The 26120-nt window shown below is 72.8% G+C and carries 23 protein-coding genes; 10 read left to right on the top strand and 13 right to left on the bottom strand.

Translation table 11 applies throughout. The features are described 5' to 3' along the window. Positions 1 to 137: 137 nt before the first annotated feature. From ACY34M_RS28640 to ACY34M_RS28610, 7 genes are all read left to right on the top strand, one after another. Complete coding sequence (locus ACY34M_RS28640) at positions 138 to 962, top strand: triphosphoribosyl-dephospho-CoA synthase (protein ID WP_462721200.1); 825 nt, start codon at positions 138 to 140, stop codon at positions 960 to 962. Between the two features lie 100 nt (positions 963 to 1062). Further along, positions 1063 to 2811, top strand: a complete 1749-nt coding sequence (locus ACY34M_RS28635) for a PP2C family protein-serine/threonine phosphatase (RefSeq protein WP_462721199.1) — start codon at positions 1063 to 1065, stop codon at positions 2809 to 2811. Positions 2812 to 3016: 205 nt separating this feature from the next. Beyond that, entirely contained in the window at positions 3017 to 4663 is a 1647-nt protein-coding gene (locus ACY34M_RS28630) for an AMP-binding protein (protein WP_462721198.1), read from the top strand. Between the two features lie 36 nt (positions 4664 to 4699). Then, complete coding sequence (locus tag ACY34M_RS28625; protein ID WP_462721197.1) at positions 4700 to 5881, top strand: acyl-CoA dehydrogenase family protein; 1182 nt, start codon at positions 4700 to 4702, stop codon at positions 5879 to 5881. Continuing rightward, the gene (locus ACY34M_RS28620) at positions 5878 to 7251 is read left to right on the top strand and encodes a phosphotransferase family protein (protein ID WP_462721196.1); all 1374 of its coding nucleotides are present in this window, start codon (positions 5878 to 5880) and stop codon (positions 7249 to 7251) included. Before ACY34M_RS28625 ends, ACY34M_RS28620 begins: the two co-directional genes overlap by 4 nt. A gap of 72 nt (positions 7252 to 7323) precedes the next feature. Next, positions 7324 to 8142, top strand: coding sequence for a crotonase/enoyl-CoA hydratase family protein (locus ACY34M_RS28615; RefSeq protein ID WP_462721195.1), 819 nt, complete (start codon positions 7324 to 7326; stop codon positions 8140 to 8142). 35 nt (positions 8143 to 8177) lie between these two features. Next, on the top strand, positions 8178 to 9092 hold the full coding sequence (locus ACY34M_RS28610) for a crotonase/enoyl-CoA hydratase family protein (protein ID WP_462721194.1): 915 nt from the start codon (positions 8178 to 8180) through the stop codon (positions 9090 to 9092). Positions 9093 to 9140: 48 nt separating this feature from the next. Here ACY34M_RS28610 and ACY34M_RS28605 read toward each other — a convergent pair whose 3' ends face one another. The 3 genes from ACY34M_RS28605 to ACY34M_RS28595 form a co-directional block, all read right to left on the bottom strand. After that, the gene (locus ACY34M_RS28605; protein WP_462721193.1) at positions 9141 to 10163 is read right to left on the bottom strand and encodes a phosphotransferase family protein; all 1023 of its coding nucleotides are present in this window, start codon (positions 10161 to 10163) and stop codon (positions 9141 to 9143) included. Further along, positions 10160 to 11710, bottom strand: a complete 1551-nt coding sequence (locus tag ACY34M_RS28600; RefSeq protein WP_462721192.1) for an acyl-CoA synthetase — start codon at positions 11708 to 11710, stop codon at positions 10160 to 10162. The genes ACY34M_RS28605 and ACY34M_RS28600 overlap by 4 nt, the downstream gene beginning before the upstream one ends. A 133-nt stretch (positions 11711 to 11843) precedes the next feature. Continuing rightward, positions 11844 to 12899, bottom strand: a complete 1056-nt coding sequence (locus tag ACY34M_RS28595; protein WP_462721191.1) for an AraC family transcriptional regulator — start codon at positions 12897 to 12899, stop codon at positions 11844 to 11846. Between the two features lie 254 nt (positions 12900 to 13153). On the opposite strand from ACY34M_RS28595, the gene ACY34M_RS28590 reads away from it, so the two are divergent. Further along, positions 13154 to 14284, top strand: coding sequence for an NDMA-dependent alcohol dehydrogenase (locus ACY34M_RS28590; protein WP_462721190.1), 1131 nt, complete (start codon positions 13154 to 13156; stop codon positions 14282 to 14284). Here ACY34M_RS28590 and ACY34M_RS28585 read toward each other — a convergent pair. Next, on the bottom strand, positions 14278 to 15084 hold the full coding sequence (locus ACY34M_RS28585) for an acyl carrier protein (RefSeq protein WP_462721189.1): 807 nt from the start codon (positions 15082 to 15084) through the stop codon (positions 14278 to 14280). The two genes, ACY34M_RS28590 and ACY34M_RS28585, sit on opposite strands and share 7 nt — an antisense overlap. A 361-nt stretch (positions 15085 to 15445) precedes the next feature. Here ACY34M_RS28585 and paaI point away from each other — a divergent pair, with 361 nt between their 5' ends. Continuing rightward, positions 15446 to 15826, top strand: a complete 381-nt coding sequence (gene paaI, locus ACY34M_RS28580) for a hydroxyphenylacetyl-CoA thioesterase PaaI (RefSeq protein ID WP_462721286.1) — start codon at positions 15446 to 15448, stop codon at positions 15824 to 15826. Here paaI and ACY34M_RS28575 read toward each other — a convergent pair. The 9 genes from ACY34M_RS28575 to ACY34M_RS28535 form a co-directional block, all read right to left on the bottom strand. Continuing rightward, positions 15807 to 16307 (bottom strand): nuclear transport factor 2 family protein, encoded by a 501-nt coding sequence (locus ACY34M_RS28575; RefSeq protein WP_462721188.1) that lies wholly within the window; start codon positions 16305 to 16307, stop codon positions 15807 to 15809. The two genes, paaI and ACY34M_RS28575, sit on opposite strands and share 20 nt — an antisense overlap. Before the next feature lie 52 nt (positions 16308 to 16359). Continuing rightward, positions 16360 to 17520: a thiolase family protein gene (locus tag ACY34M_RS28570; RefSeq protein ID WP_462721187.1), complete on the bottom strand. Its 1161-nt coding sequence runs from the start codon at positions 17518 to 17520 to the stop codon at positions 16360 to 16362. A 37-nt stretch (positions 17521 to 17557) separates the two neighbouring features. Then, positions 17558 to 18316 carry a 3-hydroxyacyl-CoA dehydrogenase gene (locus ACY34M_RS28565; protein ID WP_462721186.1) on the bottom strand — a complete coding sequence of 253 codons (759 nt, stop codon included), beginning with the start codon at positions 18314 to 18316 and terminating at the stop codon, positions 17558 to 17560. Positions 18317 to 18379: 63 nt separating this feature from the next. After that, complete coding sequence (locus tag ACY34M_RS28560) at positions 18380 to 19537, bottom strand: acyl-CoA dehydrogenase family protein (protein ID WP_462721185.1); 1158 nt, start codon at positions 19535 to 19537, stop codon at positions 18380 to 18382. A gap of 74 nt (positions 19538 to 19611) precedes the next feature. Continuing rightward, entirely contained in the window at positions 19612 to 20541 is a 930-nt protein-coding gene (locus ACY34M_RS28555) for an acyl-CoA thioesterase (RefSeq protein ID WP_462721184.1), read from the bottom strand. Next, complete coding sequence (locus tag ACY34M_RS28550; protein WP_462721183.1) at positions 20538 to 22214, bottom strand: class I adenylate-forming enzyme family protein; 1677 nt, start codon at positions 22212 to 22214, stop codon at positions 20538 to 20540. Before ACY34M_RS28550 ends, ACY34M_RS28555 begins: the two co-directional genes overlap by 4 nt. Positions 22215 to 22237: 23 nt before the next feature. Then, positions 22238 to 23383: a CaiB/BaiF CoA transferase family protein gene (locus ACY34M_RS28545; protein WP_462721182.1), complete on the bottom strand. Its 1146-nt coding sequence runs from the start codon at positions 23381 to 23383 to the stop codon at positions 22238 to 22240. Further along, entirely contained in the window at positions 23380 to 24147 is a 768-nt protein-coding gene (locus ACY34M_RS28540) for a crotonase/enoyl-CoA hydratase family protein (RefSeq protein WP_462721181.1), read from the bottom strand. The genes ACY34M_RS28545 and ACY34M_RS28540 overlap by 4 nt, the downstream gene beginning before the upstream one ends. 258 nt (positions 24148 to 24405) lie before the next feature. Next, positions 24406 to 25314, bottom strand: a complete 909-nt coding sequence (locus ACY34M_RS28535) for an aldo/keto reductase (protein ID WP_462721180.1) — start codon at positions 25312 to 25314, stop codon at positions 24406 to 24408. 143 nt (positions 25315 to 25457) lie between these two features. Between ACY34M_RS28535 and ACY34M_RS28530 the strand changes: the two genes are divergently transcribed. Continuing rightward, positions 25458 to 26117 (top strand): TetR/AcrR family transcriptional regulator, encoded by a 660-nt coding sequence (locus ACY34M_RS28530; RefSeq protein WP_462721179.1) that lies wholly within the window; start codon positions 25458 to 25460, stop codon positions 26115 to 26117. The last annotated feature ends 3 nt before the right edge of the window (positions 26118 to 26120 follow it).

The raw sequence follows: 26120 nt of genomic DNA, 5'->3' as shown, positions 1-26120 counted from the left end.
AAGGAGATCCGCGCGAAGAACTTGCGGGGAATCAGAGGACTTTGGTCCCGGTTCGCCGGACTTGCTCCGGGCAGTACGACCGATGCGTCCGGCCTGCCGCCGGTCCCGCCCGTGCCGTCCAGTGGAAGCGACCCAGCATGCTCGCCAGCACCCCGCCCCGCCCCGTGAGCCCGGCCTCCGGGCCGAACGAGTCCGCCGATCACCTCGCGGATCTCGCCGTCGCCGCCTTCACCCGCGAGGTGTTCCTGACGCCGAAGCCGGGGCTGCCGGACTGCCGTACCGCGCAGACCCCGGCCAACACGGTGTTCTCCTCCCTCGTCGAGGCCGGTGTCGGCCTGCACGGCTCGTTCCGGGCCGCCGCCGAGGCGGGCGCCGACCTGGACCGGCTCGCGGCGGCCTGCGCCGACGCACAGCACCGGATGCCCTACGTCGGCTCCCTGAACGGGCTCGACGTCGCCGCCCGCTCGCTGTGCCTGCTGTCGTCGGCGTGGGCACAGGGCGCGGCCGGCCCCGAGCACGCCTGCCGACTCGCCATGGACCTGGATGAGCGGGTCGCACCCTCGGGGGACTTCAGCGACGGCTACCGGGCCATGCCGGCCGAGGAGAAGCGGCGCCAGCTGACCACCGCCCTGGGCGCCCTGCCGGAGCTGCGCTCGGCGCGGACGCGGGGCGTCCCCGAGGAGACCGCGCAGCTCGACGCGCTCCTCACGCTGATCGCGTCCGTCGACGACGTCCGTGTGCGGCGGGACAACGGGCCGCTGGCCGTCCGCCTGATCCAGCAGGACGCCGCCGCCGTCCTGGCCGCGGGCGGCTCCGGCACCGAGGACGGGCGCCGGCTGCTGTCCGAGCTGGACGAGGAGATGCGCCGCTACGGGATCTGCCCGGCGTCCAGCGGCGCCCTGCTCACGGTGCTGCTCTTCCTCGACTCCGTCGTCGAACGGCCGCTGCCGGTAGCGGTCTGAACGGGACACCGCATGGCGTAGGCAGACTTGGCCCGCCCCGGCGCGGCGGCCGAGGCTGAGGGTCACCCGACCACGCGGCACACTGGAGGCACTCCCCCGTATGGACGCCACCTCACCGGTGCCCGACGCCCGCACCCACCTGGCGCTCCAGTCGATCCGTCAGCTCCTGCAGTCCCAGCAGCGCCGGATCAGGAAGTACACCGAGTCGTACCGGGGTGCGGCCGAGCCGGTGGAGTCGGCCGTCGCCGCGTCCGCGACCGCGCCGCCCGCCCCCACCGGCTTGGAGGTCCTCGAAGCGGTGCCCGTTCCGGCGCTGCTCGTGGCGCCGGTCGTGGACGACGACGGCCGCATCCGGGACGCGCTGTACGTGGCCCGGAACGCGGCGGCCCGCGACTACGCCGCCGAGCGCCTGCCGCAGGGCGGGTTCCCCGAGCGCACGGGCCCCGTCTCGCTGTACGAGCGGTTTCCCTCGCTGGCCGGGACCGCGCTCACCGACATGCTGGCCACCGCCCTGCGCGAGCGCGCCCCGCAGGGCCCCACGGTGATCGAATGGGTCGTGAGCACCACGCACGGACCCGTGCGGATCAACGACCGGGTGCGGGTCGCCCCGTGCGGCGAGCACCTGCTGATCAGCTGGGAGCGCGGTCAGCGCATGCACATGGCGGCCGCCGCCCAGAAGCTGGTGCGCACCTGCTGGGCGGAGTGGAACCTCGCCGACGGCGGCGTCGACCCCTCGCGCGGATTCCGGTACGTGCTGGGACTCGGCAACCGCGCGCCCGTGCCCACGCTGTCCGATCTGGCCGCCACCGTCACCCCGGCGACCCTGCCCGACCTGTACCGGACGCTGTACGACGTCATCCTGCGCAAACGGACGGGCGTCTGCGAGCTGCACCTGCTCGGCGCCGGGTCCCGCGTGATCCGGATGACCGCGGAGCCGGTACCGATCGCCCCCGGCAGCCTGGTCTGGGCCCTGCGCGCGGTCCTCACCGACGTGACCGCCGAGCGGCGCCGCCGCGCGATCGTCGAAAGCGCCGAATTGGAGGCGCGCAGCCAGCGCGAGCGCGCCGAGGCCTTCGCCGAGGTCGCCGACGCGCTGCGGGAGGCGGTGCTCCCGCACTTCCAGGACGAGCTGGCCTCCTACGGCCTCGACACGGCCGCGGTGTACCGGCCCGACGCGCGCGAGGCCGGCATCGGCGGCGACTGGTACAAGGCGCGCCGGCTCCCCGGCGACCGCCTCCTGGTCGCGCTCGGTGACGCCCGCGGCCACGGCCTCGCGGCGGCCACCCTGATGGCGAAACTGCGCTACGCCCTCGCGGGACTCGCCTACACCGAGCAGGGCATCGAGCAGATCACGGGCTGGCTCAACGAGTTGGCCTGCGCCGACGGGTACGAGTCCACCGCGACCGCGATCATCGCCCGCTACCACCCCGAGGCCGGCCTGCTGCGCTGGACCTGCGCGGGCCACCCGCGCCCGGTCCTCGTACGCGACGGCGCGGCCGTCCCACTGCCGGACCCCGAGGGCGGGCCGGGGATCCCGCTGGGCGTCCTGCCGGGCGCCCACTACGGCGCGGCGGAGGCCACGCTGCGGCTCGGCGACATCGTCCTGATGTACACCGACGGGCTCACCGAGCGCCGCGGCAGCGACCCCGACCTCGATACGCGGCGCTTCCTCGACGCGGCGGAGGAGTGCTTCCGCGAAGCGGCCCCCCAAGCAGGGCACGCGGCGCTCATGGAGTACGCCGGGCGCATCGTCGCCCGGCTCGACGGCCCGCACCGCTCGGACGACGCCACACTCCTGGTCCTGCGGCGCACGGTGGCCGACGCGCCGTCCCTCAGGGGCACGCCGTGACGCTCACGGGCATGCCTTAACGATCGCTCAGCCGCATGGCCGACAACAGCGCCCAACTCCCGTTCCGGAGGCCTCTCACGCCCTGGGGGTTGTGGATCCGACCGCGGGACTCTTAACGTTCGATCAGTCCTGGATCGGGTCCCCGCACAGGCCGCCGCGGCCGGGGCGACCCGGGCCGTCCGGCAGCCGTCGACGGGAGCCCCGCGTGTCCAACGCGACCGACGCAACTGACGCATCAGGTCCCACCACGCCACCCGCCCCCTCGCCCACCGACTCGCTCGAGGCGTCGCTGCGGGCCGGTCGCCGCCTCTCGCTCGCCCACCAACTGGCCCGCCAGGCACGGCGCACGCCCACCGCTGCGGCCCTCCGCCACGGCGACCGCGAACTCTCCTACGCCGAGCTCGACGCCCGCGTGAACCGGCTCGCGCGCGCCTACGCCGAGCGCGGTGTCGGCCCCGGCGACCGGGTCGCCGCGCTGACGACCAACCGGATCGAGACGGTGGAGGTGTGGTTCGCCGCGCTGCGGCTCGGCGCGATCGCCGTGCCGATCAACTTCCGGCTCGTCGCCGCCGAGGTGGCCCACGTCCTCGGCGACTGCACACCAAAGGTGTTCGTGGTCGACGCACCGCTCGCGGAGTTGGGCCTGGAGGCGCGACGCCTGGCCGGTTCGGCGTGCCGGGTGCTGCACCTCGGCGTGGGCGAAGGCGACAGCGGGGGTTCGGCGCCGGCCGACACGGAGAGCCTCGCCGAGGTGCGCGACGCGTACGGCTCCGGGCCCGTCGAGGCCGACGTCGACGAGAACGACCCTGCCTTCCTGATGTACACCTCGGGCACCACCGGCCGCTCGAAGGGGGCCGTGCTCAGCCACCTCAACCTGGTGGTGAACACCCTGCACATGGTGGAGGTCCAGACACCGAAGCCCACCGACCGCAGCCTGCTCAACATCCCGATGTTCCACATCGCGGGCGTCGACTCCGTCGTCGCCTCCATGCTCTACGGCACCTGCACCGTCATCGGCGCCACCGTCGGCTTCGACGCCGCCGAGACCGTCGACCTGCTGGAGCGGGAGCGGATCACCGGCTGCTTCCTGGTGCCCAGTCAGTGGAAGGCGATCTGCGAGGTGCCGGGGATCCGGGACCGCAAACTCGTCCTCAACAGCCTGAGTTGGGGCGCGTCCGCCGCCCCGCCCTCGGTCCTGGAGGCCATGAACGACACGTTCCCCGGCGTCGTCATCCGCAGCGCCTTCGGCCAGACCGAGATGGCGTCGGTCACCTGCTACCTCGGCGGCGAGGACGCGGTGCGCAAGCTCGGCTCCGTCGGCAAGCCCGTGCGCCACGTCGACGCGCGGATCGTGGACGAGGAGATGCGGGACGTGCCCGTAGGCGAGGTCGGCGAGATCGTCTACCGCGGCGGCAACCTCATGCTGGGGTACTGGAACAACCCCGAGGCCACCGCCGCGGCCTTCGAGGGCGGCTGGTTCCACTCCGGAGACCTGTGCCGGATGGACGACGAGGGCTACATCTACGTCGTCGACCGCAAGAAGGACATGATCATCTCGGGTGGCGAGAACATCTACTCCGCCGAGGTCGAGGCCGTCGTCGACAAGCACCCGAAGGTCGCCGAGGTCGCCGTCGTCGGCGTGCCGCACCCCCAGTGGGTGGAGACGCCGCGCGCGTACGTCGTGCCGAAGGACCCGGCCGACCCGCCCACCGAGGACGACATCGCCGACTTCTGCCGCGAGCGGCTCGCCTCGTACAAGAAGCCGACCTCGGTCGTCGTCGTCGACGCGCTCCCGCGCAACGCCGCCGGGAAGGTGCTCAAGGTGCGGCTGCGGGAAGCGGCCCGCGACTGACCGGACGTCCCCCACCCCCGACAGGACGGATGCCGCATGCCCGACCAGATCACCGAACTGCGCGCCCGGATGGCCGCCTTCATCGACGACGAGGTGATCCCCGCCGAGAAGGTCCTCGGCGCCGGCACCCCCGAGGCCCGTGCCACGCTCGCCGCCCTCCAGGACCGGGCGAAGAAACTGGACCTGTGGATCCTCGGCCACCCGGCCGAACTCGGCGGCAAGGGGCTGCCGTTGTACGAGTTCGCGCTCGTCAACGAGATCATCGGACGCTCCGAGTACGGGCAGATGGCCGTCGGTACGTACACCATGCAGGACTCGATCATGCTCGACCTGTACGCGTCCCGGGCGCAGCGCGAGCGCTGGCTCAGGCCGCTCGTCAACGCGGAGATCAGCCCGAGTGTCGGCCTCACCGAGCCGGAGGTGGCCGGCTCCGACCCCACGCGGATCGCGACGACGGCCGTGCTCGACGGCGACGAGTGGGTGATCAACGGCCACAAGTGGTTCACCACCGGCGCCAGCCGCGCCGCCTTCACCACGGTCTTCGCCCGCACGGAGGAGGACGCGGCGAGCCCGCACGGCGCGGTCTCCGCGATCATCGTCCCGGCCGGTACGCCGGGCCTGGAGATCACCCGCGTACTGGAGACGATGGGTGGCACCGAGGGCGACCACTGCGAGCTGCGGCTCACCGACGTGCGGGTGCCCGCCGACCATCTGCTCGGCGAGCGCGGCGAGGGGTTCACCATCGCGCAGCGCCGGCTCGGCCCCGGCCGCATCTTCCACTGCATGCGCTGGCTCGGCCAGGCGCAGCGCGCCTTCGAGTTGATGGTCGAGCGGGCCAACACCCGGTACGCGCACGGGTCGTTGCTCGCCGAGAAGGGCGAGATCCGCCGGTACATCGCCGAGTCGGCCGCCGAGATCCAGGCCGCCCGTCTGATGACGCTGGACGCGGCGCGCCGCTACGACCAGGACGGGCAGGCCAGGCTGGAGATCAGCATGGTCAAGTTCTGGGGCGCGCAGGTCCTGCACAATGTCGTCGACCGCGCCATCCAGGTGCACGGCGCGCTGGGCGTCACCGCGGACACCCCGCTGGAGGGCATGTACCGGCGCGCCCGCTACGCCCGCATCTACGACGGCCCCGACGAGGTGCACCGGATGGTCGTCGCGCGCAAGCTGCTCGCCGACGTGGGCAGGGCGCCGTGGGCGGGGCTGCCCGCGTGAGCGCAGCCGACGCGTCCGAGGCGCGGTTGCGCGACGAACTGCTCTTCCGGCTCGCCGAGTTGTGGGACTCGCCCGTGGTCGTCGAGGGCTGGCGGAGGCTTTCCGGCGGGGCGAGCCGTGACACCTTCGCCCTCGACGCCACGGCGGCGGACGGTGTCCCGCAGCCGCTGATCCTGCGCTGCGATCCGCCCGTCAAGGCGAGCCCCGAGGTGATGGCCCGCGAGGCCGCGGCCCTGGCCGCCGCGGCCGAGGCCGGGGTGCCGGTGCCGCGCCTGGTCGACCACGGCACCGGTCTCGGCCGGGCCTATCTGCTGATGGAGCGCGTGGCGGGCGAGACGATCCCGCGCCGCCTGCTGCGGGACGAGCGGTTCGCGGCGGTGCGCCCGAAGCTGGCGTGCGAGCTGGGCCGGATCCTCGCGCGCATCCACGCCATCCCGGTGGCGTCGGTCCCCGGACTGCCCGAGACCGACCCCGTCCGCCACCTGACCGATCTGTACCGGGAGTTCGACGATCCGCGCCCGGCCGTCGAACTCGGCCTGCGCTGGCTCGCGGACCATCGGCCGCCCGCACGCCCCGCCCGTGTCGTGCACGGCGACTTCCGCAACGGAAACCTGATGGTGGACGAGAGCGGGGTCCGCGCCGTCCTCGACTGGGAGCTCGCCCACGTCGGCGATCCCGTCGAGGATCTGGGCTGGCTGTGCGTGAAGGCCTGGCGGTTCGGTTCGCCCGAGCCGGTCGGCGGCTTCGGCCCGCGCGAGGAACTGCTCGCCGGATACGCCGAGATCGCCGGCGCCCGCCCGGGCGACGAGGAGCTGCACTGGTGGGAGGTGTACGGCACGCTCCGCTGGGCGGTGCTGTGCCGTATGCAGGCCGAACGGTTCCTGTCCGGGGCCGAACAGGACGTGGAGTACGCCGTGCTGGGCCGCAAGGTGTGCGAGCAGGAGTACGACGTGCTGCTCGCGCTCGGTGTCGTCGCGCCCGGCGCCCTGCCCGACGTCCTCGCGGGCCGCGACGACACCGCCGCCGCTCCCCCGCACGACCGGCCCGGCGCCGACGCGCTGCTCCGCTCCGTACAGGCCTTCCTCACCGAGGAGATGCCGGACGACCCGCGGCGGCGGTTCCTGTCGCGGGTGGCGGCCAACGCGGTCGCCGTCGCCCGCCGTGAGGCCCTGCTCGCGCCCGCCCACGCCGAGGCGCACGCCCGCCGTCTGGCCGCGCTCGGCCGCACCGACGACCGCGACCTCGCCGGGGCGATCCGCGACGGCGCCGTGGACCCGGCCGACCCGGCGGTGCTGGAGGCCGTACGAGGTGGCGTCACGGACAAGGTGGCGGTCGCCAACCCGGCGTACGCGGGCCAGGCGGCGCGGTGACCGGGGGCCCGGACACGTAGGACCACGGCCACAGGACCGGACACGGAGCAACGAACCCAAGGGAGCACACGCATGACCAGCTCAGAGACGGACGGGCGGGTGTCCGTCGCCGTGACCGGTGGAGTCGCCGATGTGCGGCTCGACCGGCCCGCGAAGCGCAACGCGCTCGACCCCGCCATGTTCGAGGCGCTCATCGCCACGGGCGAGCGGCTGAAGACCGAGGACGGGGTGCGGGCCGTGGTCCTGTCCGGCGAGGGGCCCGACTTCTGCGCCGGCCTCGACTTCGCCTCCTTCGAGGCGATGCGCGACGGGGGACGGCTGTCCGCACTCGCCGCGCTGCCGCCGTCGGACGGGCCCGCGCAGGCGGCCGGGCAGCGCGCCGCGCACGTGTGGGCCGAACTGCCCGTGCCGGTGATCGCCGCACTGCGGGGCAACGCGCTCGGCGGTGGCCTCCAGATCGCGCTGGGCGCCGACATCCGCATCGTCGCGCCGGATGCCCGGCTGAGCGTGTTCGAGGTGGCGTGGGGCCTGGTCCCGGACATGACGGGCACGCAGCTGCTGCCCGAGCTCGTGGGCCGCGACGTGGCGAAGGAACTCACCTTCACCGCCCGGATCGTCGGCGGCGAGGAGGCCGCGCGGATTGGCCTGGCCACGTACACGGCGGACGATCCGGTGGCCGCCGCCCTGGAGACGGCGCACCGGATCGCGGCGCACAGCCCGCACGCCGTGCGCGCCTCCAAGCGGCTGCTCGACCTGGCGGGCCGCACCGACCTCGCGACCGGCTTCGCCGAGGAGCAGAAGGAGATCGGCGCCCTGATCGGCAGCCCGAACCAGGTCGAGGCGGTCGCCGCCCGATTCGGCAAGCGTGCCCCGCGCTTCACCGACGTCTGACCCCGCACCGGACAGAGAGACTTGAGGACCACCGCATGACCGACGCCCAACAGTCCACCACCGGCTCCGACTTCACGCAGATCCAGCTGCGGATCGCCGACCATGTCGCCACCGTCACCCTGCACCGCCCCGACCGGCTGAACGCGTTCACGCACACCATGGCCGAGGAACTGATCGCCGCGTTCGACGTCACCGACGCCGACGACTCCGTCCGGGCCGTCGTCCTGACCGGCGCGGGCCGCGGCTTCTGCGCGGGCGCGGACCTGTCCGGGGGTGCGGCCACGTTCGACCACGAGGCGGTCGGGCGGGCCGGTGGGCGCACGGACTTCGGCACGATCGGCGGTGTGCCGCGCGACGGCGGCGGGTGTGTGGCGCTGCGCATCGCGGCCAGCGTGAAACCGGTGATCGTGGCGGTCAACGGGCCCGCCGTGGGGGTCGGTTCGACGATGACGCTGCCCGCCGACATCCGGATCGCCGCCGATTCGGCGCGCTTCGGCTTCGTATTCGCGCGGCGCGGCCTGGTCCCTGAGGCGGCGTCGAGCTGGTTCCTGCCGCGGGTCGTGGGGATCTCGCAGGCGATGGAGTGGGTGGCGACCGGCCGCCTCTTCGACGCCGAGGAGGCCCTCGCCGGGCGCCTGGTCTCCCGCGTCGTCCCCGACGCCGACCTTCTCCCCACCGCGTACGCGCTCGCCGCCGAGATCGTCGACAACACCTCCGCGGTGTCGGTCGCCCACGCACGCCGCCTGATGTGGTCGATGCTCGGCGCGTCCTCCCCGTGGGACGCGCACCGGCTCGACTCCACAGCCATGGTGGGCCTCGGCCAGGGGCCGGACGCCGCCGAGGGCGTCATGTCGTTCCTGGAAAAGCGCCCGGCCAAGTTCCCCGCGACCCTCGCCGACCACGCGGACACCCTGCCGTCGTGGCCGGAGCCGCCGCAGGACGTGCGGTGAGCGCGAGGATCGCCACGGGCCGCGCCTGTCACGTTTGCTGAGCCGACGTCAGGCGTGCCCGAGGTCGCGTACCGCCGCGTACGCGGCCTCGCTCTGGCGCAGTACCTGGCGTTCCAGTTCCTGGACGGGCAGTTCGTTCTCGCCCATTACCCCGGCGGCGAACCGGGCCGCCACTCCGGCCCCGATGCACGCCGAGCGCCAGCGGGAGAACGCCACGTAGTACGGCAGGTCGGACACGTCGGCCCCGGAGGCCTTGGCGTAGGCGTCGGTCAGGTCCGTGCGGGTGCAGAAGCCTGGGGCCGCGCTCGGTCCCGCCGTCGTGGGCGGCACGGTGTCGCCGGGCTCCTCCCAGGTGGAGACGAGCCAGCCGAGGTCGGCCAACGGTTCGCCCAGCGTGGCCAGTTCCCAGTCGAACACGGCGTTCACCGAGCCGTCGGGAGCGAAGGAGAGGTTGCCGGGCCGGAAGTCGCCGTGCACGATGCCCGTCGCCCCCGCGGGCACGCGGGCTAGCAGCGCGTCGTGGACCGTGTCGAGGAGCGGCAGGTCGGGGGCGCCGGACTGGTGCACCTGTCGCTGCCAGCGGTGCAGTTGGCGCTCCACGTAGCCGCGGGGGCGCGCCATGTCGCCGAGGCCCGCCTCGACCGGGTCGATGCGGTGCAGGGCGGCAAGGACCTCGACGAGGCTGGTACCGGCCCGGCGGCGGGCCTCCGGCGGCCAGTCCCGCACGGCGTCCCGGTCGGCGCCCACCGTGCCGTCGACGAAGTCCATGACGTAGAACTCCGCCCCGGTGACGGCGGTGTCCGTGCAGTGGGCGAGCGGCTGGGGCACCGGTACCGCGGTGGGTGCGAGGGCCGTCAGGAAGCGCCATTCGCGGCCCATGTCGTGGGCGGTGCTGAGCACGCCTCCCGTCGGCGGCCTGCGCAGCGCTCGTACGGTGCCGGTCGCGTCGGTGACCCGGTAGGTGAGGTTCGACCGGCCGCCGGAGACCAGGTCGTAGGTGAGCGGCGGGAAGAGACCGGGGACGTGCGCCGCCAGCCAGTCGTCGACGGCGGGTTCGACGCCGGTCGTCATGCCGGTCCCTGCGGTATGTACCGTGCCTTCAGTTTCCCCTTGACCAGCTTGCCCGTCGGCGTGCGCGGCAGTTCGTCCACGAAGTCGACACTGCGCGGCGCCTTGTAGTGCGCGATCCGCTCCCGTACATAGGCGATCAGGCGCTCCTCCAGGTCGGGTCCCGGTGTCACGCCGGGCGCGACCTGGGCGACCGCCTTGACGGCCTCGCCCATCTCGGGGTCGGGGACGCCGATGACCGCGACGTCCGTGAGGTCGGGGTGGAGGGCGAGGACGTTCTCGATCTCCTGCGGGTAGATGTTCACGCCGCCCGAGATGATCATGAAGGTGCGGCGGTCGGTGAGGAAGAGGTAGCCGTCCTCGTCGAGATGGCCGACGTCGCCGAGCGTCACCCAGTCCGCGTGCTCCGGGTGCTGGGCGCCCTTGGTCTTGTCCGGGTCGCCCAGGTACTCGAACGTGCCGTCGCCCTCGCGGGCGAAGTAGACGGTGCCGGTCTCGCCCGCGGGCAGCACGCGGCCCTCGTCGTCGCAGATCCGGGGCTGCCCGAGGATGGGACGGCCGACCGAACCCGGCTTCGTCAGCCACTCCTCGGAGGTGATCAGGGTCATCCCGATGCCCTCGGTCGCCGAGTAGTACTCGTACAGCTTGGGGCCCCACCAGTCGATCATCGCGCGCTTGACGTCCGGCGGGCACGGCGCGGCGGCGTGCACGACGACGCGATGGCTGGAGAGGTCGTAGGCCGTGCGGGTCTTCTCCGGCAGGCGCAGCAGGCGGATGAAGTGGGTCGGCACCCACTGGCTGTGCGTGATGCGGTAGCGCTCGATGGCGCGCAGCGCGTCCTCCGGGTCGAAGCGCTCCATCATGACGACGGTGCCGCCGAGCGCGTGCACGGAGGCGCCGTAGCGCAGCGGCGCGGCGTGGTAGACGGGCGCGGGCGACAAGTACACCGCGTCCTTGTCGAAGCCGTAGAACAGGCGCAGGAGTTCCACGAGGGTGTCGCCCGGTTCGCCGACCTGACGGTCCGGCAGTTCGGGGCGGATGCCCTTGGGGCGTCCCGTGGTGCCGGACGAGTAGAGCAGGTCGGCGCCGCGCGGCTGGTCGGCGGGCGGCTCCGGCGAGGCCGCGGCGAGCGCGGTCGCGTAGTCGTCGTAGCCGTCGACGCCGCCGCCGTAGGCGAGCCGCACGCGCACGGCCGCCGGGATCTGCCCCGCCACGTCCCGCGCGAGGTCGTCCAGCGCGTGCGAGACGACCAGGGCGGCGGCCCCGGAGTCGCCCACGATGTAGGCGATCTCGGGCGCGGACAGGTGGTGGTTGACGAGGGTGATGTAGAAACCGGAGCGCACCGCCGCCCAGTACACCTCGTAGGCGTGGATCGAGTTGTCGGTGAGCAGCGCGACCACGTCGCCGCGCCGCAGTCCCGCCTCCCGGAACACATGGGCGAGCCGGACGGACCGCTCGTCCAGCTCCCCGTACGTCAGTTGTTCGCCGGTCGACGCCATGACGACGGCGGCGCGCTGCGGATCACTCTTGGCATGGGCACCTGGATACACGGGACGCCTTTCGCGTGGAGTGGACGCCGGTGGCGGTGGAATCTTTCTAAGTCACCCTGCGAGCGGGCAGCAAGACGTACGACGGCATGAATTGATCGTTCGTTCAGGGGATCTCGGCGCGGGCGTACGCGGTTCAACTCTCCTCGAACCGATGGGTATCGGCCGCCGTCCAGCGGCGGAAGGCCCGCATGAAGCTCGACGGTTCCGAGTAGCCGAGCCGGTGCGCCAGCTCGGCGGCGGACAGCCGCTCGTCGCGCAGCCCGTCCTGCACGAGGGTGAGCCGCACGTCGTCGAGCAGCCGCCGGTAGGTGGTGCCCTCGGCGGCGAGCTTGCGGCGCAGGGTGCGCGACGTGGTGTTCATGCGGCGGGCGACGTGCTCGATGCCGGGGTCGGGGCCGCCGCCCGCCAGCAGGTGCCGGCGCACCGTGCGGGCGGCCCCGCCGGCTCTCGCCCGCTGCGCCACGAGGCGTTCGCACAGCTCCCGGCAGATCTGCGCGGTGTGCGGGTTGCCGTGCGGCAGCCGGAGGTCGAGGAAGTCGCCGTCGTAGACGAGGGCCGTGGTCTCGGCGCCGTAGCGGACGGGCGCGTCGAACGCGCCGCCCGGCGCCTCGGGGAAGGCGAGGTCGATCCGGCGCAGCGGCACGGGCGGGCCGCCCGCGAACAGCTGCCGGCCGAGGGCGACATTGGCGGCGCAGTCCCGCTCGACGAGAAAGCGCCGTACGTCGGCGGGGATCCGGTCGCCGTCCATCCGGTGCACGACGTGGCCCGTCGCGTCCACCACCGCACTGTGCCGGGCGAATCCGAAGGTCAGGGCCGAGTACCGCAGCCCGCACCGGAACGCCTCGCGCATCGTCGGGGCGCTGAGCAGCGCGTAGCCGAACAGGCCGAACGTGGTGACGTGGTAGCGGGCCCCGACCTCGATGCCGAGGCCAGGGCGGTCGCCGAGGCCGCGCAGCAGATTGCGGACGACGGCGATCTCCTGGGAGGCCTCGACGAGGTGGTGCGGGTCGCCGAGGGCGGCGGGGCCGAGGCCCGTGCCCGCGAGGCAGTCGGCCGCGTCCAGGCCCCGCTCCGCGGCGAAGTCGAGGAGCAGGACGACGCCCGAGGGCGCTCGCGGAAAGTCCCAGTCGGTGAATCCCTCGGCGATGACCTCCGGCTGCGCGGCAGCCGTGTCCACCGACACGGTCATGACCGGCCCTCCGTTTCCCGCCGTTCACGCGGCCAACGCCCATAGCAGTCCGGGGAGTTCATGACAGCACGGCGTTCTCAGCGGCCACAACCCGGCTGCGTGTCCGAATCTGTCCCGGCGTTGTCCGCTTCGGTCATGGAGGCGTCCGCGGGGCGCGGCCTAGCTTGAGGCAAGTGTGTCCGGCCGCGTCCGTGTCCAGGGCGCGGGGCGCGGCCGGGCGCACGGTCATGGACGTCGAAGCAGGGAGGACGCGCATGCAGACCAAGGGAGCCCTGCTCCACAAGCCCGGCGACGACTGGACGGTCGAGCCGATCGAGGTCGGCGACCCGGTCGCGGGCGAGGTGCAGCTGCGCCTGGCGGCCTCGGGTCTTTGCCACTCCGACGAGCACTTCCGGGGCGGCGCCAACCTCGCCGCCTCCTACCCGCTGCTCGGCGGGCACGAGGGCGCGGGCGTCGTGACGAAGGTCGGCCCCGGTGTCACCGGCGTCGAGGAGGGCGACCACGCGGTCCTCGGCTTCATCCCGGCCTGCGGCGTGTGCCGCCCCTGCTCGCAGGGCCTGCAGAACCTGTGCGACCAGGGCGCCAACCTGCTCACCGGACAGTCCATCGCCGACAACACCTTCCGCACGCACACCGCGGGCGGGGAGCCGGTCACCCCGATGTGTCTGCTCGGCACGTTCGCCCCGTACGTCACCGTCAGCCAGTCCTCCGTCATCAAGATCGAGAAGGACGTCCCCCTGGAGACGGCGGCGCTGCTGGGCTGCGGTGTCTCCACGGGCTGGGGCTCCGCGGTGTCCATCGGCAACACGCGGCCCGGCGACACCGTCGTGGTCGTGGGGGTCGGCGGCGTCGGCATCAACGCGGTGCAGGGTGCGGCGGCCGCCGGGGCGCGCTTCGTGATCGCGGTGGACCCCGTCGAGTTCAAGCAGGACAAGGCACGGGAGTTCGGCGCCACGCACACCTTCGCGTCCATGGAGGAGGCCGCGGGGCCCGTCGCGGAGCTGACGTGGGGCGCGCAGGCGCACACCGTCGTCCTCACCGTGGGCGAACTCCAGGGCGACCAGCTGGCGCCCGCACTCGCGATGACCGCCAAGGGCGGTCAGGTCGTCGTGACGGCCATCGCGGACATGCAGCAGATCGACGCCAAGGTCGGCCTGTTCGACCTGGCGCTGATGCAGAAGCGGATCCAGGGCGCCATCTTCGGCGGCATCAGCCCGCGCACCCAGATCCCCCGCCTGCTGGAGCAGTACCGCGCCGGCCGGCTGAAGCTGGACGAGCTCACCACCCGCACGTACCGCCTGGAGGAGGTCAACCAGGGCTACCAGGACATGCGGGACGGCAAGAACCTGCGCGGCGTGGTCCGCTACACCGACGCGGACTACTGAGCCGAGGTGTTGGTGACCGGGAGCGTTCTCTGCGCTCCCGACACGTAGAGGTCCCGCGGAGCGGTGCGCAGCACGAACGTGTCGTCGTCCCCGTCGACCCGCACGGACATGACGAAGAAGCCGTCGTGCTCGGTGGTCGTCTTCACGTGGTACTGACTCTCCCAGTACGTCTGCAGGAAGACCTCGGTGTCGTAGGGGTCGACTCCTTGGGGCGTGGTGACCTTGCCCTGGACGGTGAGGATGTCGCCCGCCTTCACCTTCCGCTTGTTGACCTTGTAGCTGACGGTGCTGGACCTGGCCTCGACACCGACGGTGGTGTCCGCGTAGTAGCCGTCCTGCGGGGTGTCGAGGTCGCCGTCCTCGTCGTAGAGGGCCGAGATCTGCACCTCGTGCTCGGCGTTGAGCAGGCTGCTGCCGCCCACGTGGTCGATGTCGACGTTCGGGATGGTGAACTTTCCGTCGGCGTCGCTGACCGGGGTACCCAGTTCCCGCGGCTCGTAGTAGTTCGGGTCGATCGGGTCGCCCCACGGGTTCCAGGTGGTGAAGCGGACGGTCTCCTTGACGGTGACCGGGATGTTCGGCGCCGGGGTACCGTCGGCCTTGGTGACGGTGCCGGTGACGTCGACGCGGCGGTCGTCGTAGTCGGTGCCGGCCGGGTTGGTGGTCACTTTCAGGACGTAGGCGTCGCCGGGTGCGGCGTCCGCGCTCCGCGCCGAGGCTGCGGGTGCGGACAGGGCGCCCGCCGCGAGCAGGATTGCGGCGACGGCGGCCGTCCGCGCCGGAAGGGTGTTTCTGCGCACGGGTCAACTCCAGGTCGGTTCGGTCGTGAGGAGTTGCGCCGGGCGGTACCGGTCCCGCCGCGGCGCGTGTGTGCATCACACAAGGTTCGATGGACGGGGCCGGGCGGGAGTTGTTCGCGGTAGGGGCGCCGTTACACGGCTGTGGCGGGGGCCCGCTTTGTCCGGGTTCGGCGTTCACCTCGATGTCGCTCACGGGACACACCACCGCGGGACACCCCACCTCCACTCCCCCGGCCACCCTTGACAGCCCTCTCTCGCCCTGATTGCTTGGCCCCACCACGCACCGAATGGTCGGTCGGTGCGGTGAGCGGGAGGAGAAGCAAGCGTGAGGGAATCCGCCGAACCGGGGCCCGCGGAGCGCATGTTCGCCGCGGACCGGGCTTCCCAGCTCCTCGGCATCGAACTCCTGGAGCACGGCGCGGGCCATGCCGCGCTCCGGATGAAGGTGACGGAGTCCATGGTCAACGGCCACGGCATCGCCCACGGCGGCTACGTGTTCCTCTTCGCCGACACGGCCTTCGCCTGCGCCTGCAACAGCGAAGGCCCCGTCACCGTGGCGTCCGGCGCCGACATCACCTTCGTCGCGCCCGCGCACGAGGGCGACGTGCTGGTGGCCACCGCCCGCGAGGTCACCCGCTTCGGCCGCAGCGGACTGTACGACGTGCGGGTGACACGCGGGGAATCGGTGGTCGCCGAGTTCCGGGGGCGCAGCCGCAGCGTCGCTACAGACCCAGCTCGCTGAGGCCCGGATGGTCGTCGGGGCGGCGGCCCTGCGGCCAGTGGAACTTTCGGTCCGCCTCGGCGATCGGCAGGTCGTTGATGGAGGCGTGCCGCCTGCGCATCAGGCCGTTGTCGTCGAACTCCCAGTTCTCGTTGCCGTACGCGCGCTTCCAGTTGCCCGCGTCGTCGTGGCACTCGTACGCGAAGCGGACCGCGATGCGGTAGCCGTCGAACGCCCACAGCTCCTTGATCAGCCGGTAGTCGAGCTCCTGGTTCCACTTCCGGGTGAGGAAGGCGACGATCTCGCCGCGCCCCGAGGGGAATTCGGCGCGGTTGCGCCACTGACTGTCGGGTGTGTAGGCGAGCGCGACGCGCTGCGGGTCACGGGTGTTCCAGGCGTCCTCCGCCAGACGCACCTTCTGCACGGCGGTCTCGCGCGTGAACGGGGGCAGCGGCGGACGGGCGGTGGCGGGGTCGCCCGCCGGGGCGGTGTGGTCGGTCAAGGTCTGCTCACTCCTTCTGTCGTGACCAGGATGCGCCCACACCGCCGCGACGTCAGAGCAGTTCGAGCACCGTGGCGTTGGCCATGCCGCCGCCCTCGCACATGGACTGCAGTCCGTAGCGGATGCCGTTGTCCTTCATGTGGTGCACCAGCGTGGTCATCAGGCGGGCGCCGGAGCCGCCGAGCGGGTGGCCGAGCGCCATGGCGCCGCCGTTGGGGTTGAGGCGCGCGTAGTCGGCGCCGGTCTGCCGCTGCCAGCCGAGGGAGACGGACGCGAACGCCTCGTTGATCTCGTACGTGCCGATGTCGTCGAGCGAGAGGCCCGCGCGCTGGAGGACCTTCGCGGTGGCGGGGATCGGGCCCTTGAGCATGGTGACCGGGTCGACGCCGGTGACGACGCCCGTGTGGAAGCGGGCCAGTGGCGTCCAGCCGTTGCGCGCGGCGATCTCGGAGGTGGTGACGAGCAGGGCGGCGGCGCCGTCGGAGATCTGCGAGGCGTTGCCCGCGGAGATGACCCCGTCCTCCTTGAACGGCGTCCTCAGGCCGGCCAGTTTCTCGACCGTCGTGCCGCGCCGTACGCCCTCGTCGGTGTCGAAGAGGGTGCCGTCGGCGCGGAGGACCGGGGTGATCTGGTTCTTGAACCGGCCTTCGTCGATGGCGCGGGCCGCCTTCTCGTGCGAGTCGGCCGCGTGCTGGTCGAGCTCGGCGCGGGTGAGGCCGAACTCCTCGGCGATCATCTCGGCGCCGACGCCCTGGTTGAAGACGACGTGGTCGTAGCGCTCGCCGACGAGCGGCCCGAACGGCTTGCCGGCCACGCCGCCCGCCCGCGCCGAGCCCATCGGGACGCGGGACATGGACTCGACACCACCGGCGACGGCGATGTCGTACTGTCCGGCGATGACTCCGGCGGCCGCCTGGTGGACGGACTGCTGCGAGGAGCCGCACTGCCGGTCGACGGTCAGTCCTGGCACGGACTCGGGCCAGCCCGCGGCGAGCACCGCGAACCGGCCGACGCCGCCCGCCTGCTCACCGACCTGGGACACACAGCCCCAGATGACGTCGTCGACGGTGGCCGGGTCGAGGCCGTTGCGCTCGGCGAGCGAGCGCAGGACATGGGCGGAGAGGTCGACGGGGTGGATGTCCGAGAGCGCCCCGCCCGGCTTGCCCTTGCCGACGGGAGTACGGACGGCGTCGACGATGACTGCATCACGCATGGTGAACTCCTCACGCTCGTAACAGGCTGGGGGCGGTCTACTTCGGGGCCATGCGGATCGCGCCGTCCAGGCGGATCGTCTCGCCGTTGAGCATCGGGTTGGTGACGATCGCCTCGACCATCTGCGCGTACTCGGTGGGCTGTCCGAGGCGGGCCGGGTGCGGCACCTGGGCGCCGAGCGAGTCCTTGGCCTCCTGCGGCAGACGCCCGAGCAGCGGGGTCTCGAACAGGCCGGGCGCGATGGTCATCACGCGGATGTTCATGCGGGCGAGGTCGCGGGCGATCGGCAGCGTCATGCCGACGATGCCGCCCTTGGACGCCGAGTACGAGCACTGGCCGATCTGCCCGTCGAACGCGGCCACGGACGCGGTGTTGACGATGACACCGCGCTCGCCGTCGACCGGTTCGTTGCCCGTCATGGCCTGGGCGGCGAGGCGGATGACGTTGAAGGTGCCGATCAGGTTGATCTCGACGACCTTGCGGAAGGTGTCGAGGGCGTACGGGCCCTCCTTGCCGACGGTGCGACCGGCGGAGCCGATGCCCGCGCAGTTGACGGTGACGCGCAGCGGGCCGAGCCCGACGGCGGCCTCGACGGCGGCGGTGGCGTCGGCCTCGCTGGTGACATCACCGGCGACGAAGGTGGCACCGATCTCCTTGGCGACGTGTCCCCCGTCGGAGGTCGGCAGGTCGAAGATGACGACCTTGGCGCCCGCCGCGACGAGCCGCTCGGCGGTGGCGCGGCCGAGACCGGAGGCCCCGCCGGTGATCAGGGCGGAGGACTGGGCGTCGATCTGCATGGCAAGTCCCTTGCTCGTAGTAGCAGTAGCAGCCGTAGTGGCAGGAGAGGCAGCGGGGCGGGGTCAGAGGCCCAGCGACTTGGCGATGATGGTCTTCATGACCTCGTTGGTGCCGCCGTAGATGCGCGAGACGCGGGTGTCGGCGTACAGGCGGGCGATCGGGTATTCCGTGACGTAGCCGTACCCGCCGTGCAGTTGCAGGCACTTGTCGATGACGCGGCCGGCGACCTCGGTGCAGAACAGCTTCGCCTTCGCGGCGTCGGCGACGGACAGCTCGCCCGCGTCGTGCAGTTCGAGGCACCGGTCGGCCATCAGCTGCGCCGCCTCGACCTCGGTGGCGCACTCGGCGAGCACGAACTTGGTGTTCTGGAAGTGGGCGACGGGCTTGCCGAAGACCGTGCGCTCCTTGACGTAGTCGGTCGCGAAGCGCAGCGCCGCCGCGGCCGTCCCCGCGCCGCCCAGCGCGATCATGAGGCGTTCCTGGGCGAGGTTGTGGGAGAGGTAGGTGAAGCCCTCGCCCTCCGCGCCGAGCAGGTTCTCGACGGGCACCTTGACGTCCACGAAGGCGAGTTCGGCGGTGTCGGACGCCTTGAGGCCGATCTTCTGCAGCCTGCGGCCGACGGAGAAGCCCTCGCTCGCCGACTCCACGACGAGGATCGACAGGCCGCCGCGGCGGTTCTCGGGGTCGTAGGGCGCGGTGCGCGCGACGACCAGGACGAGGTCGGCGAGGACGCCTCCGGTGATGAACGTCTTCGCGCCGTTCAGGACGTAGTGCGTGCCGTCGGCGGAGCGTTCGGCCCTGGTCTGGATGTTGGCGAGGTCGGAGCCCGTGCCGGGTTCGGTCATCGCGATCGCCGTCATGAGGTCGCCGGAGGCGAAGCCGGGCAGCCACCGCTGTTTCTGCTCAGGCGTGGCGTACCGCAGCAGGTACGGCAGGATGAGGTTCGCGTGCACCGAGTAGTTGCCGAAGGTGACTCCGGCCCGTGTCGTCTCCTCGACGGCCACGGCCGCGAACTTGAGGCTGGGCTCGCCCGCGCCGCCGTACTCCTGCGGCACCTGGATGCCGAGCACGCCCAGCTCGCCGAGCCTGCGGTAGAAGTCGCGCGGCGGGTGCCCCTGTTCCTCCCACGCGTCGTGGACGGGGGTGACTTCCTTGGCGATGAAGTCCCGCAGCATCTGGCGGAACGCCTCGTGGTCCTCGTCGAACAGCGTACGGCGCACAGCGGCCCCTTCTGCCTGTGTAGAACGATCGTTAAGTTACGTCGGTCCGACGGGCCCTGACAACCCGTCCGCCCCTACCGGGGGCTCGGTACGTGCAGCAGCGCCTCCTGGGTGACCGAGGCCACCAACTCCCCGTGCCGCGTCCAGAATTCACCCTGCGCCAGGGTGCGGCCGTCACCGGCCACGACGCTGTGGCACGCGAACAGCAGCCACTCGTCGACGCGCGCGGGGCGGTGGAACCACATGGCGTGGTCGAGCGAGGCGAGCGAGATGCCGCGCGGCCGCGGCTCGCCGTAGGCCACGAGGGCGGTGGGGGCGAGCGGGGCGTCGCAGATGTACGCGAGGACGCAGGCGTGCAGTCCCGGCTCGTCCGGCATGGCGCCGACCGTCCGCATCCACGCGTAGCGGTCGATGCGCCCGCCGTCGATCCGCGCGGCGTCGGCCCGTACGCCGTCGGGGCGGCGCGCGAGCGGCACTTCGCGGTACTCGACCGAGGTGCGCAGCGGGTGGCCCTGCGGGCGGTGGGCCCAGGAGTTCGGCAGCCCCTCGGGGCCCAGCACGTCGGGCATGCCGGGCTGACGCCAACTGCCTCCGGGTTGGGGCTGCTTGAACGACACGCTCATGGCGAGCGACTCCTTGCCGTCCTGGACCCCCGTCACCTGCCGCATCGAGTAGCTGCGCCCGTCGCGCACGACCTCGGGCGTGAAGCGCACCGACCGCTCCGGCGACAGGGCGCGCAGGAAGTAGGCGTGCAGCGAGTGCACGACCCGGTCGGCCTCGACGCTGCGGTGGGCGGCGTCCAGGGCCTGGGCCAGGACGGCGCCACCGTAGCTGCGGGCGGCGGCGCGGCCGGAGTGGCAGTACCCCTCGTAGGCGCCGTCGCCGGTCGCCTCGACCCGTACGTGTCTGCCTGTGCCGAGCTCACCGAGCGCGGCAGCCGGCGCGCTGTCCGTGCCCCCGCACGCGTCCCGCCGCGTCGCCTCGTCGACCGTGCCGCCGCTCACGCCTGTGTCACTCCCGTCGTGTCTCCGGCCGCGTACCGCTGCCGCAGTTCCGTCTTGAGGATCTTCCCGGCGGCCGAGACCGGCAGGGTCTCCAGGAAGTGGATCTCGCGCAGCCGCTGGTACGGGGCGACGTGCTCGGCCACGAACACCATGAGTTTCTCGGCGAGTTCGGGGCCCGCCGGGTGACCGGCGCGCGGCACGACGTACGCGACGGGGATCTCGCCGACCTCGGCCCGCGGTCCGCCGATGACGCTGGCGCCCGCGACGGCGGGGTGCCGGTGGAGCAGGTCCTCCAGCGGTGTCGGATAGACGTTGTACCCCTTGTAGATCAGCATGTCCTTGGCCCGTCCGACGAGGTACAGCCAGCCCTCCTCGTCGACGCGTCCCATGTCGCCGGTGCGCAGCCAGCCGTCCTGGAACTGCTCGGCCGTCAGGTCGGAGTGCCCCTGGTAGCCGTCGGTGATCTGCGGTCCGCGCGCCCACACCTCGCCGGTGTCGCCGACGGGGAGTGCGGGGCCGCAGCCGAGTTCCCTGATCTCGACCTCGGTGTCGAAGACCGGGGCGCCGACACTGCCCTCCGGCACGGGGTTCTCCGCCACCAGCGGGTGCGCGGCGAGCGCCATGGTGGCCTCGGTGAGCCCGTACCCCTCGACGACCGTGGCGTTCGGGAAGAGCGCGCCCAGGCGGCGCATGGTGTCCGTGTCGACGGGCGCGGCCCCGGAGTTGACGCTGCGCACCGAGGACAGGTCGAGGTCCTCGACGCCGGGCAGCGCGAGCAGGGCGTGGAAGAGGGCGGGCGAGCCGGGCACGGTGGTGACACCGTGCTCCTCGATGAGCCGCACGAAGCGGCGGGGCTCGAAGCGGCCCGCCATCACGACCGTGCTGGCCACGGCGACGCTCACGGACTGGCCGACCAGGCCCATGGCGTGGAAGAGCGGGGCGAGGGCGACGGCGGTGGACGTGCCGAGGTCCATCGAGTGCGGGGTGCGGGCCGCCGGGACGGACTCCAGGCGCACCCGCCCTTCGGCGTCGGCGCGGGGCACGGCGGCGCCGCGCCAGCAGGCCATCTGGAGGGCGTTGGCGAGGACGTTGCGGTGCAGCACGCGCACCGCCTTGGAGCGTCCCGTGGTGCCGCCGGTGAAGGCGAGGTGCGCCAGGTCGTCGCCGCGCACGTCGGCCCGCTCCCTCGGCTCGGCCGCGAGCAGTTCCTCCAGCGGTACGCCGTCGGGGACCGCGCCCTCGGGGGCGGGCGCGGTGGCCGTCGCCGGGACGAGGACGGACAGGCGGACGCCCGGAGCGGCGGCCCCGGCGAGCGCGGGCGCGGTCGCCGGGTGGGTGAACGCGGCGACGGCGCGCGCCTCGTCGAGCTGCTCGCGCAGCGCCTTCGGCGGCAGGGCCGGGTTGACGGGGACGACGACCGCGCCGGCCAGCAGGACGGCGTAGTAGGTGACCGTGAACCAGGCGGAGTTGGGCTGGTGCAGCGCCACGGCGTCGCCGCGCCGTACCCCCCGCTCGTGCAGCCCGGCGGCCAGGCGCAGCGCGGTGTCGTACATCTGGCGGTAGGTGAAGGTGAGTTCGCCGTCGCGCAGGGCGGTGCGGTCGGGGTGGTGGTGGGCGGTCCCGGCGAGCAGGTCGCCGACGGCGGCGTCGGGGTAGGTGAGGCTGTCGGGCATGCCCGGAGGCACGTAGCGCTTCGTCAACCGACGATTCCCTTCTCGCGGAGTGTGTCGACGTCGTCGGGGTCGAGCCCGGCCAGCGTGGTGAGGACCTCCGTGGTGTCCGCGCCGACCGGTGGGGCGGGCGCGGGGTCGGCGGGTGGTGTGGCGGTGAAGCGTGGGGCGGGCGCGGGCTCGTGGCCGCCGTGGTCGCCGCGCCGGTAGGTCGAGCGGGCGGCGTTGTGGGGGTGTTCGGGTGCCTCGTTCAGCGACAGGACGGGGCTCACGCAGGCACCCTGCCCGTCGAAGGCGCGGGCCCAGTCGTCGCGGCTCCGGGTGGCGAAGAGGCGCGTCAACTCCGTCTTCATGGCAGCCCAGTTGGCGCGGTCGTGCTGCCGGGCGAACCGCTCGTCGTGTTCGAGGTTGAGGACGCGCAGCAGCGCCGCGTAGAACTGCGGCTCGATCGCGCCGACGGCGACGTGCCGGTCGTCGGCGCAGCGGTACACGGCGTAGAACGGGGCGCCGCCGTCGAGCATGTTGACGCCGCGCCGGTCCTCCCAGCCGCCTTTGGCCAGAAAGCCGTACGTCATGGCCAGCAGCAGGGCCGTGCCGTCGGTCATGGCGGCGTCGACGACCTGCCCGACGCCGCTCGTCCGGGCGTGCAGCAGCGCGCTCACGAGTCCGAGGGCGAGCAGCATGCCGCCGCCACCGAAGTCACCGACCAGGTTGAGCGGCGGCACGGGGTCGCCGTCGGCGGGCCCGATGGCGTGCAGTGCACCGGCCATGGCGATGTAGTTGATGTCATGACCGGGCTCCAGGGCGAGCGGCCCGTCCTGCCCCCATCCGGTCATCCGCCCGTACACGAGACTCGGGTTGGCGGCGAGCAGGACGTCGGGGCTGAGGCCGAGGCGTTCGGCGACGCCGGGCCGGAACCCCTCGACGACGGCGTCGGAGCGCGCGATCACCTCACGTACGACAGAAACGCCTTCGGTGTCCTTGAGGTTGACGGCGACGGAGCGGCGTCCCCGCTGGATGACGGGGTGGGGGCTGGGCCGTCCGGCTTCGGCGGGGCGGTCAATCCGGACGACCTCGGCGCCGAGGTCGGCGAGGAGCATTCCGCAGAACGGTGCGGGGCCGATGCCGCCCAGCTCCACGACCCGGATCCCGGCGAGCGGTCCGCCGCTCACCGGCCGGTCCAGCGCGGGGCGCGCTTCTCGGCGAAGGCGCGGGCTCCCTCGCGCGCGTCGTCGGACTCCATCACCGGTCCCGCGATCGCGCGCATGCGCTGCCAGGACTCGTCGGCGGGCCAGTCCGGCGCGTTCGCGACGATCTCCTTGGTGGCGCGGACGGCGAGCGGACCGTTGGCGGCGATGGCGCGGGCGAGGTCGAGCGCGCCGTCGAGGGCGGCGCCGGACTCCGTGAGCCGGTTGACGAGACCGTAGGTGTGGGCACGGTCGGCGTCGAGGAAGTCGCCGGTCAGGGCGATCTCCAGGGCGACGGAGTACGGGATGCGCCGCGGCAGCCGCAGCAGTCCGCCCGCGGCGGCCACAAGACCTCGTTTGACCTCGGGTATCCCGAACTTGGCGTCGCGCGCCGCGACGACCATGTCGCAGGCGAGCGCGATCTCGCAGCCGCCCGCGAGGGCGTATCCCTCGACGGCGGCGATCACCGGTTTGCGCGGCGGTGCCTCGGTGATGCCGGCGAGCCCGCGCCCCTCGACGACCGGGGTCTCCCCCGCGAGGAACGCCTTGAGGTCCATGCCGGAGCAGAAACTGCCGCCCGCTCCGGTGATCACGCCGACCGTCTGGTCGTCCCTGCGGTCCAGTTCGTCGAGCGCGGCGGCGACGCCCTCGGCGACAGTCCGGTTGACCGCGTTGCGGGCCTCGGGGCGGTTGAGGGTGATGACGGTGATGCCGTCGGCACGGAATTCGCTGAGCACGGCGTCGGTCATGCGGGGCTCCCGGAGTGGGTCGCGGACTGCGTACGCTGCGAACGGAGCGGTCGGCGACCGCTCCGCCCGGCACGGATCGGTCCCACCCACCCCGCATTGAACAATCGTTAAGCTACGAGGGCGGGTGCGGACCTGTCCAGACCCTTGATCAATTCCGGCTGCCGCTCACCGAGTTCGGCCGAGTACGGCCTCAGCGGGCCTGGGCGAGGGACCGGTCCAGCTCCTCGCCCGTGTGACGGCGTTCGTCGGGGGTCGGGCTCACTCGTGACCCTCGATCTCGATGTCGCCCGACCGCGTGGGCACCGCGTCAAGGCGCGCCAGCGTCGCCGCGTCGAGGGTGAGCGCACCGGCCGCGACGTTCGCCGCGAGGTGCTCGGGGTCGGCGGTGCCGGGGATCAACAGCACGTTCGGGGCGTGGTGCAGGAGCCAGGCGAGCCCGACCTGGGCCGGTGCGGCGCCCAGCGCCTCGGCGGCCTCGATCACGGCGGGCTCGTCGGTGACCTTGGGCATGCCGGGGAAGGCGCTGCCCAGCGGGAAGTAGGGCACCCAGGCGATGCCCTCGGCGCGGCAGATCCGCAGCATCTCCTCGTCGCCGCGGGCCACGAGGCTGTACGCGTTCTGTACGCAGGCGATCCCGGCGGGCAGTCCGCGGCGCAGCTCGTCGGGGCCGATGTTGCTGAGCCCGATGGCGCCGATCTTGCCCTCGTCGCGCAGGGCGGTCATGACGGCGAGCTGGTCGTCCAGGTCGACGACCTGATCGCCTTCGGCCCGCAGTCCGGGGCCGGTCTCGGCGCGGCGCAGGTTGACCAGCGGGATCCGGTCGACGCCGAGGCTCTTGAGGTTGTCGTCGACACCGGCCCGCAGCTCCTCCGGCCGCTGGGCGAGCCGCAGCGGCAGCGGTCCGCCGGAGTCGGGGGTGGCGCCGACCTTGCTGACGACGAGGACCTCGTCCTCGGGGCGCAGCGCCTCGCGGATGATCTCGTTGGAGAAGCCGTGGCCGTAGAACTGGGCGGTGTCGATGTGGTCGACGCCCAGTTCGACGGCGCGGCGCAGCAGCGCGACGGCCGCGGCGCGGTCCGGCTCCAGGCGGGGCAGCTGCATCGCGCCGAAGCCGACGCGGGAGACGTCGCGGCCGAGGAGCCGGCCGGCGCCGCCGGGCCGGGGCATGCCGCCCGCCGTGAGCCCGACGGAGGGAGAGGAAGCAGAGGAAGACGCGGAAAAGGTCATGGGAATCCCGCCTCGTGCGAAGATAGAGGAAACGGAGGAACCTCCGTTAAACCGAAGGTAGCACAACCGGAGGAGCCTCCGCTTTGCCTGCGTCCAGATCCGGCCCGAATCCGCCGTCCACCGGGGGCGGCACCGACCGCCCCGCCCGCAAGGACGCGCGCCGCAACCGCGAGCGGCTCCTCGCCGCCGCCAGGACCGCGTTCACCCGGGACGACACGACGGTGCCGCTGGAGGCGATCGCCCGCGAGGCGGGAGTCGGCATCGGCACCCTCTACCGGCACTTCCCCACCCGCGAGGCCCTCGTCGAGGCGGTCTACTCCGCCGAACTGGACGCCGTCACGGCCGCCGTCGACCCGCTGCTGCGCGAACTGCCGCCCGAGCGGGCGCTGCGGGAGTGGATGGACCGGTACGCGGATCTCGTCACGGCCAAGCGCGCCATGGCCGGCAGCCTCACCCCCGCCCCGGCCTCCGGGCGCGGCGTCACCGCCAACACGCGGGAGCGGCTGACCGCCGCGGTCGCCACGTTCCTCGACGCGGGTTCACGCGCGGGCACGCTGCGCGGCGACGTGCCCGCGGACGACGTGATCACGATGCTGCTCGGGGTGTTCCTGTCGACGTCGGCGGGCGACCGCGCGGACCGTGTCCGGCACCTGCTCGACCTCGTCGTCGACGCGCTGCGGCCCTTCGAGGGGAGGGCGCGGGATGCGGACGAGCCCAATCAGGCCGCAGACCGGGCACTCTGAAAT

Source organism: Streptomyces sp. EDA2-14 (assembly GCF_054963755.1).
This window is presented reverse-complemented; position numbering and strand designations above follow the sequence as displayed.

Coding starts and splice junctions, on each gene's coding strand:
- ACY34M_RS28640 (WP_462721200.1), top strand. CDS start 138: ATGCTCGCCAGCACCCCGCCCCGCCCCGTGAGCCCGGCCTCCGGGCCG.
- ACY34M_RS28635 (WP_462721199.1), top strand. CDS start 1,063: ATGGACGCCACCTCACCGGTGCCCGACGCCCGCACCCACCTGGCGCTC.
- ACY34M_RS28625 (WP_462721197.1), top strand. CDS start 4,700: ATGCCCGACCAGATCACCGAACTGCGCGCCCGGATGGCCGCCTTCATC.
- ACY34M_RS28615 (WP_462721195.1), top strand. CDS start 7,324: ATGACCAGCTCAGAGACGGACGGGCGGGTGTCCGTCGCCGTGACCGGT.
- ACY34M_RS28610 (WP_462721194.1), top strand. CDS start 8,178: ATGACCGACGCCCAACAGTCCACCACCGGCTCCGACTTCACGCAGATC.
- ACY34M_RS28605 (WP_462721193.1), bottom strand. CDS start 10,163: ATGACGACCGGCGTCGAACCCGCCGTCGACGACTGGCTGGCGGCGCAC.
- ACY34M_RS28595 (WP_462721191.1), bottom strand. CDS start 12,899: ATGACCGTGTCGGTGGACACGGCTGCCGCGCAGCCGGAGGTCATCGCC.
- ACY34M_RS28590 (WP_462721190.1), top strand. CDS start 13,154: ATGCAGACCAAGGGAGCCCTGCTCCACAAGCCCGGCGACGACTGGACG.
- paaI (WP_462721286.1), top strand. CDS start 15,446: ATGTTCGCCGCGGACCGGGCTTCCCAGCTCCTCGGCATCGAACTCCTG.
- ACY34M_RS28570 (WP_462721187.1), bottom strand. CDS start 17,520: ATGCGTGATGCAGTCATCGTCGACGCCGTCCGTACTCCCGTCGGCAAG.
- ACY34M_RS28565 (WP_462721186.1), bottom strand. CDS start 18,316: ATGCAGATCGACGCCCAGTCCTCCGCCCTGATCACCGGCGGGGCCTCC.
- ACY34M_RS28550 (WP_462721183.1), bottom strand. CDS start 22,214: ATGCCCGACAGCCTCACCTACCCCGACGCCGCCGTCGGCGACCTGCTC.
- ACY34M_RS28540 (WP_462721181.1), bottom strand. CDS start 24,147: ATGACCGACGCCGTGCTCAGCGAATTCCGTGCCGACGGCATCACCGTC.
- ACY34M_RS28535 (WP_462721180.1), bottom strand. CDS start 25,314: ATGCCCCGGCCCGGCGGCGCCGGCCGGCTCCTCGGCCGCGACGTCTCC.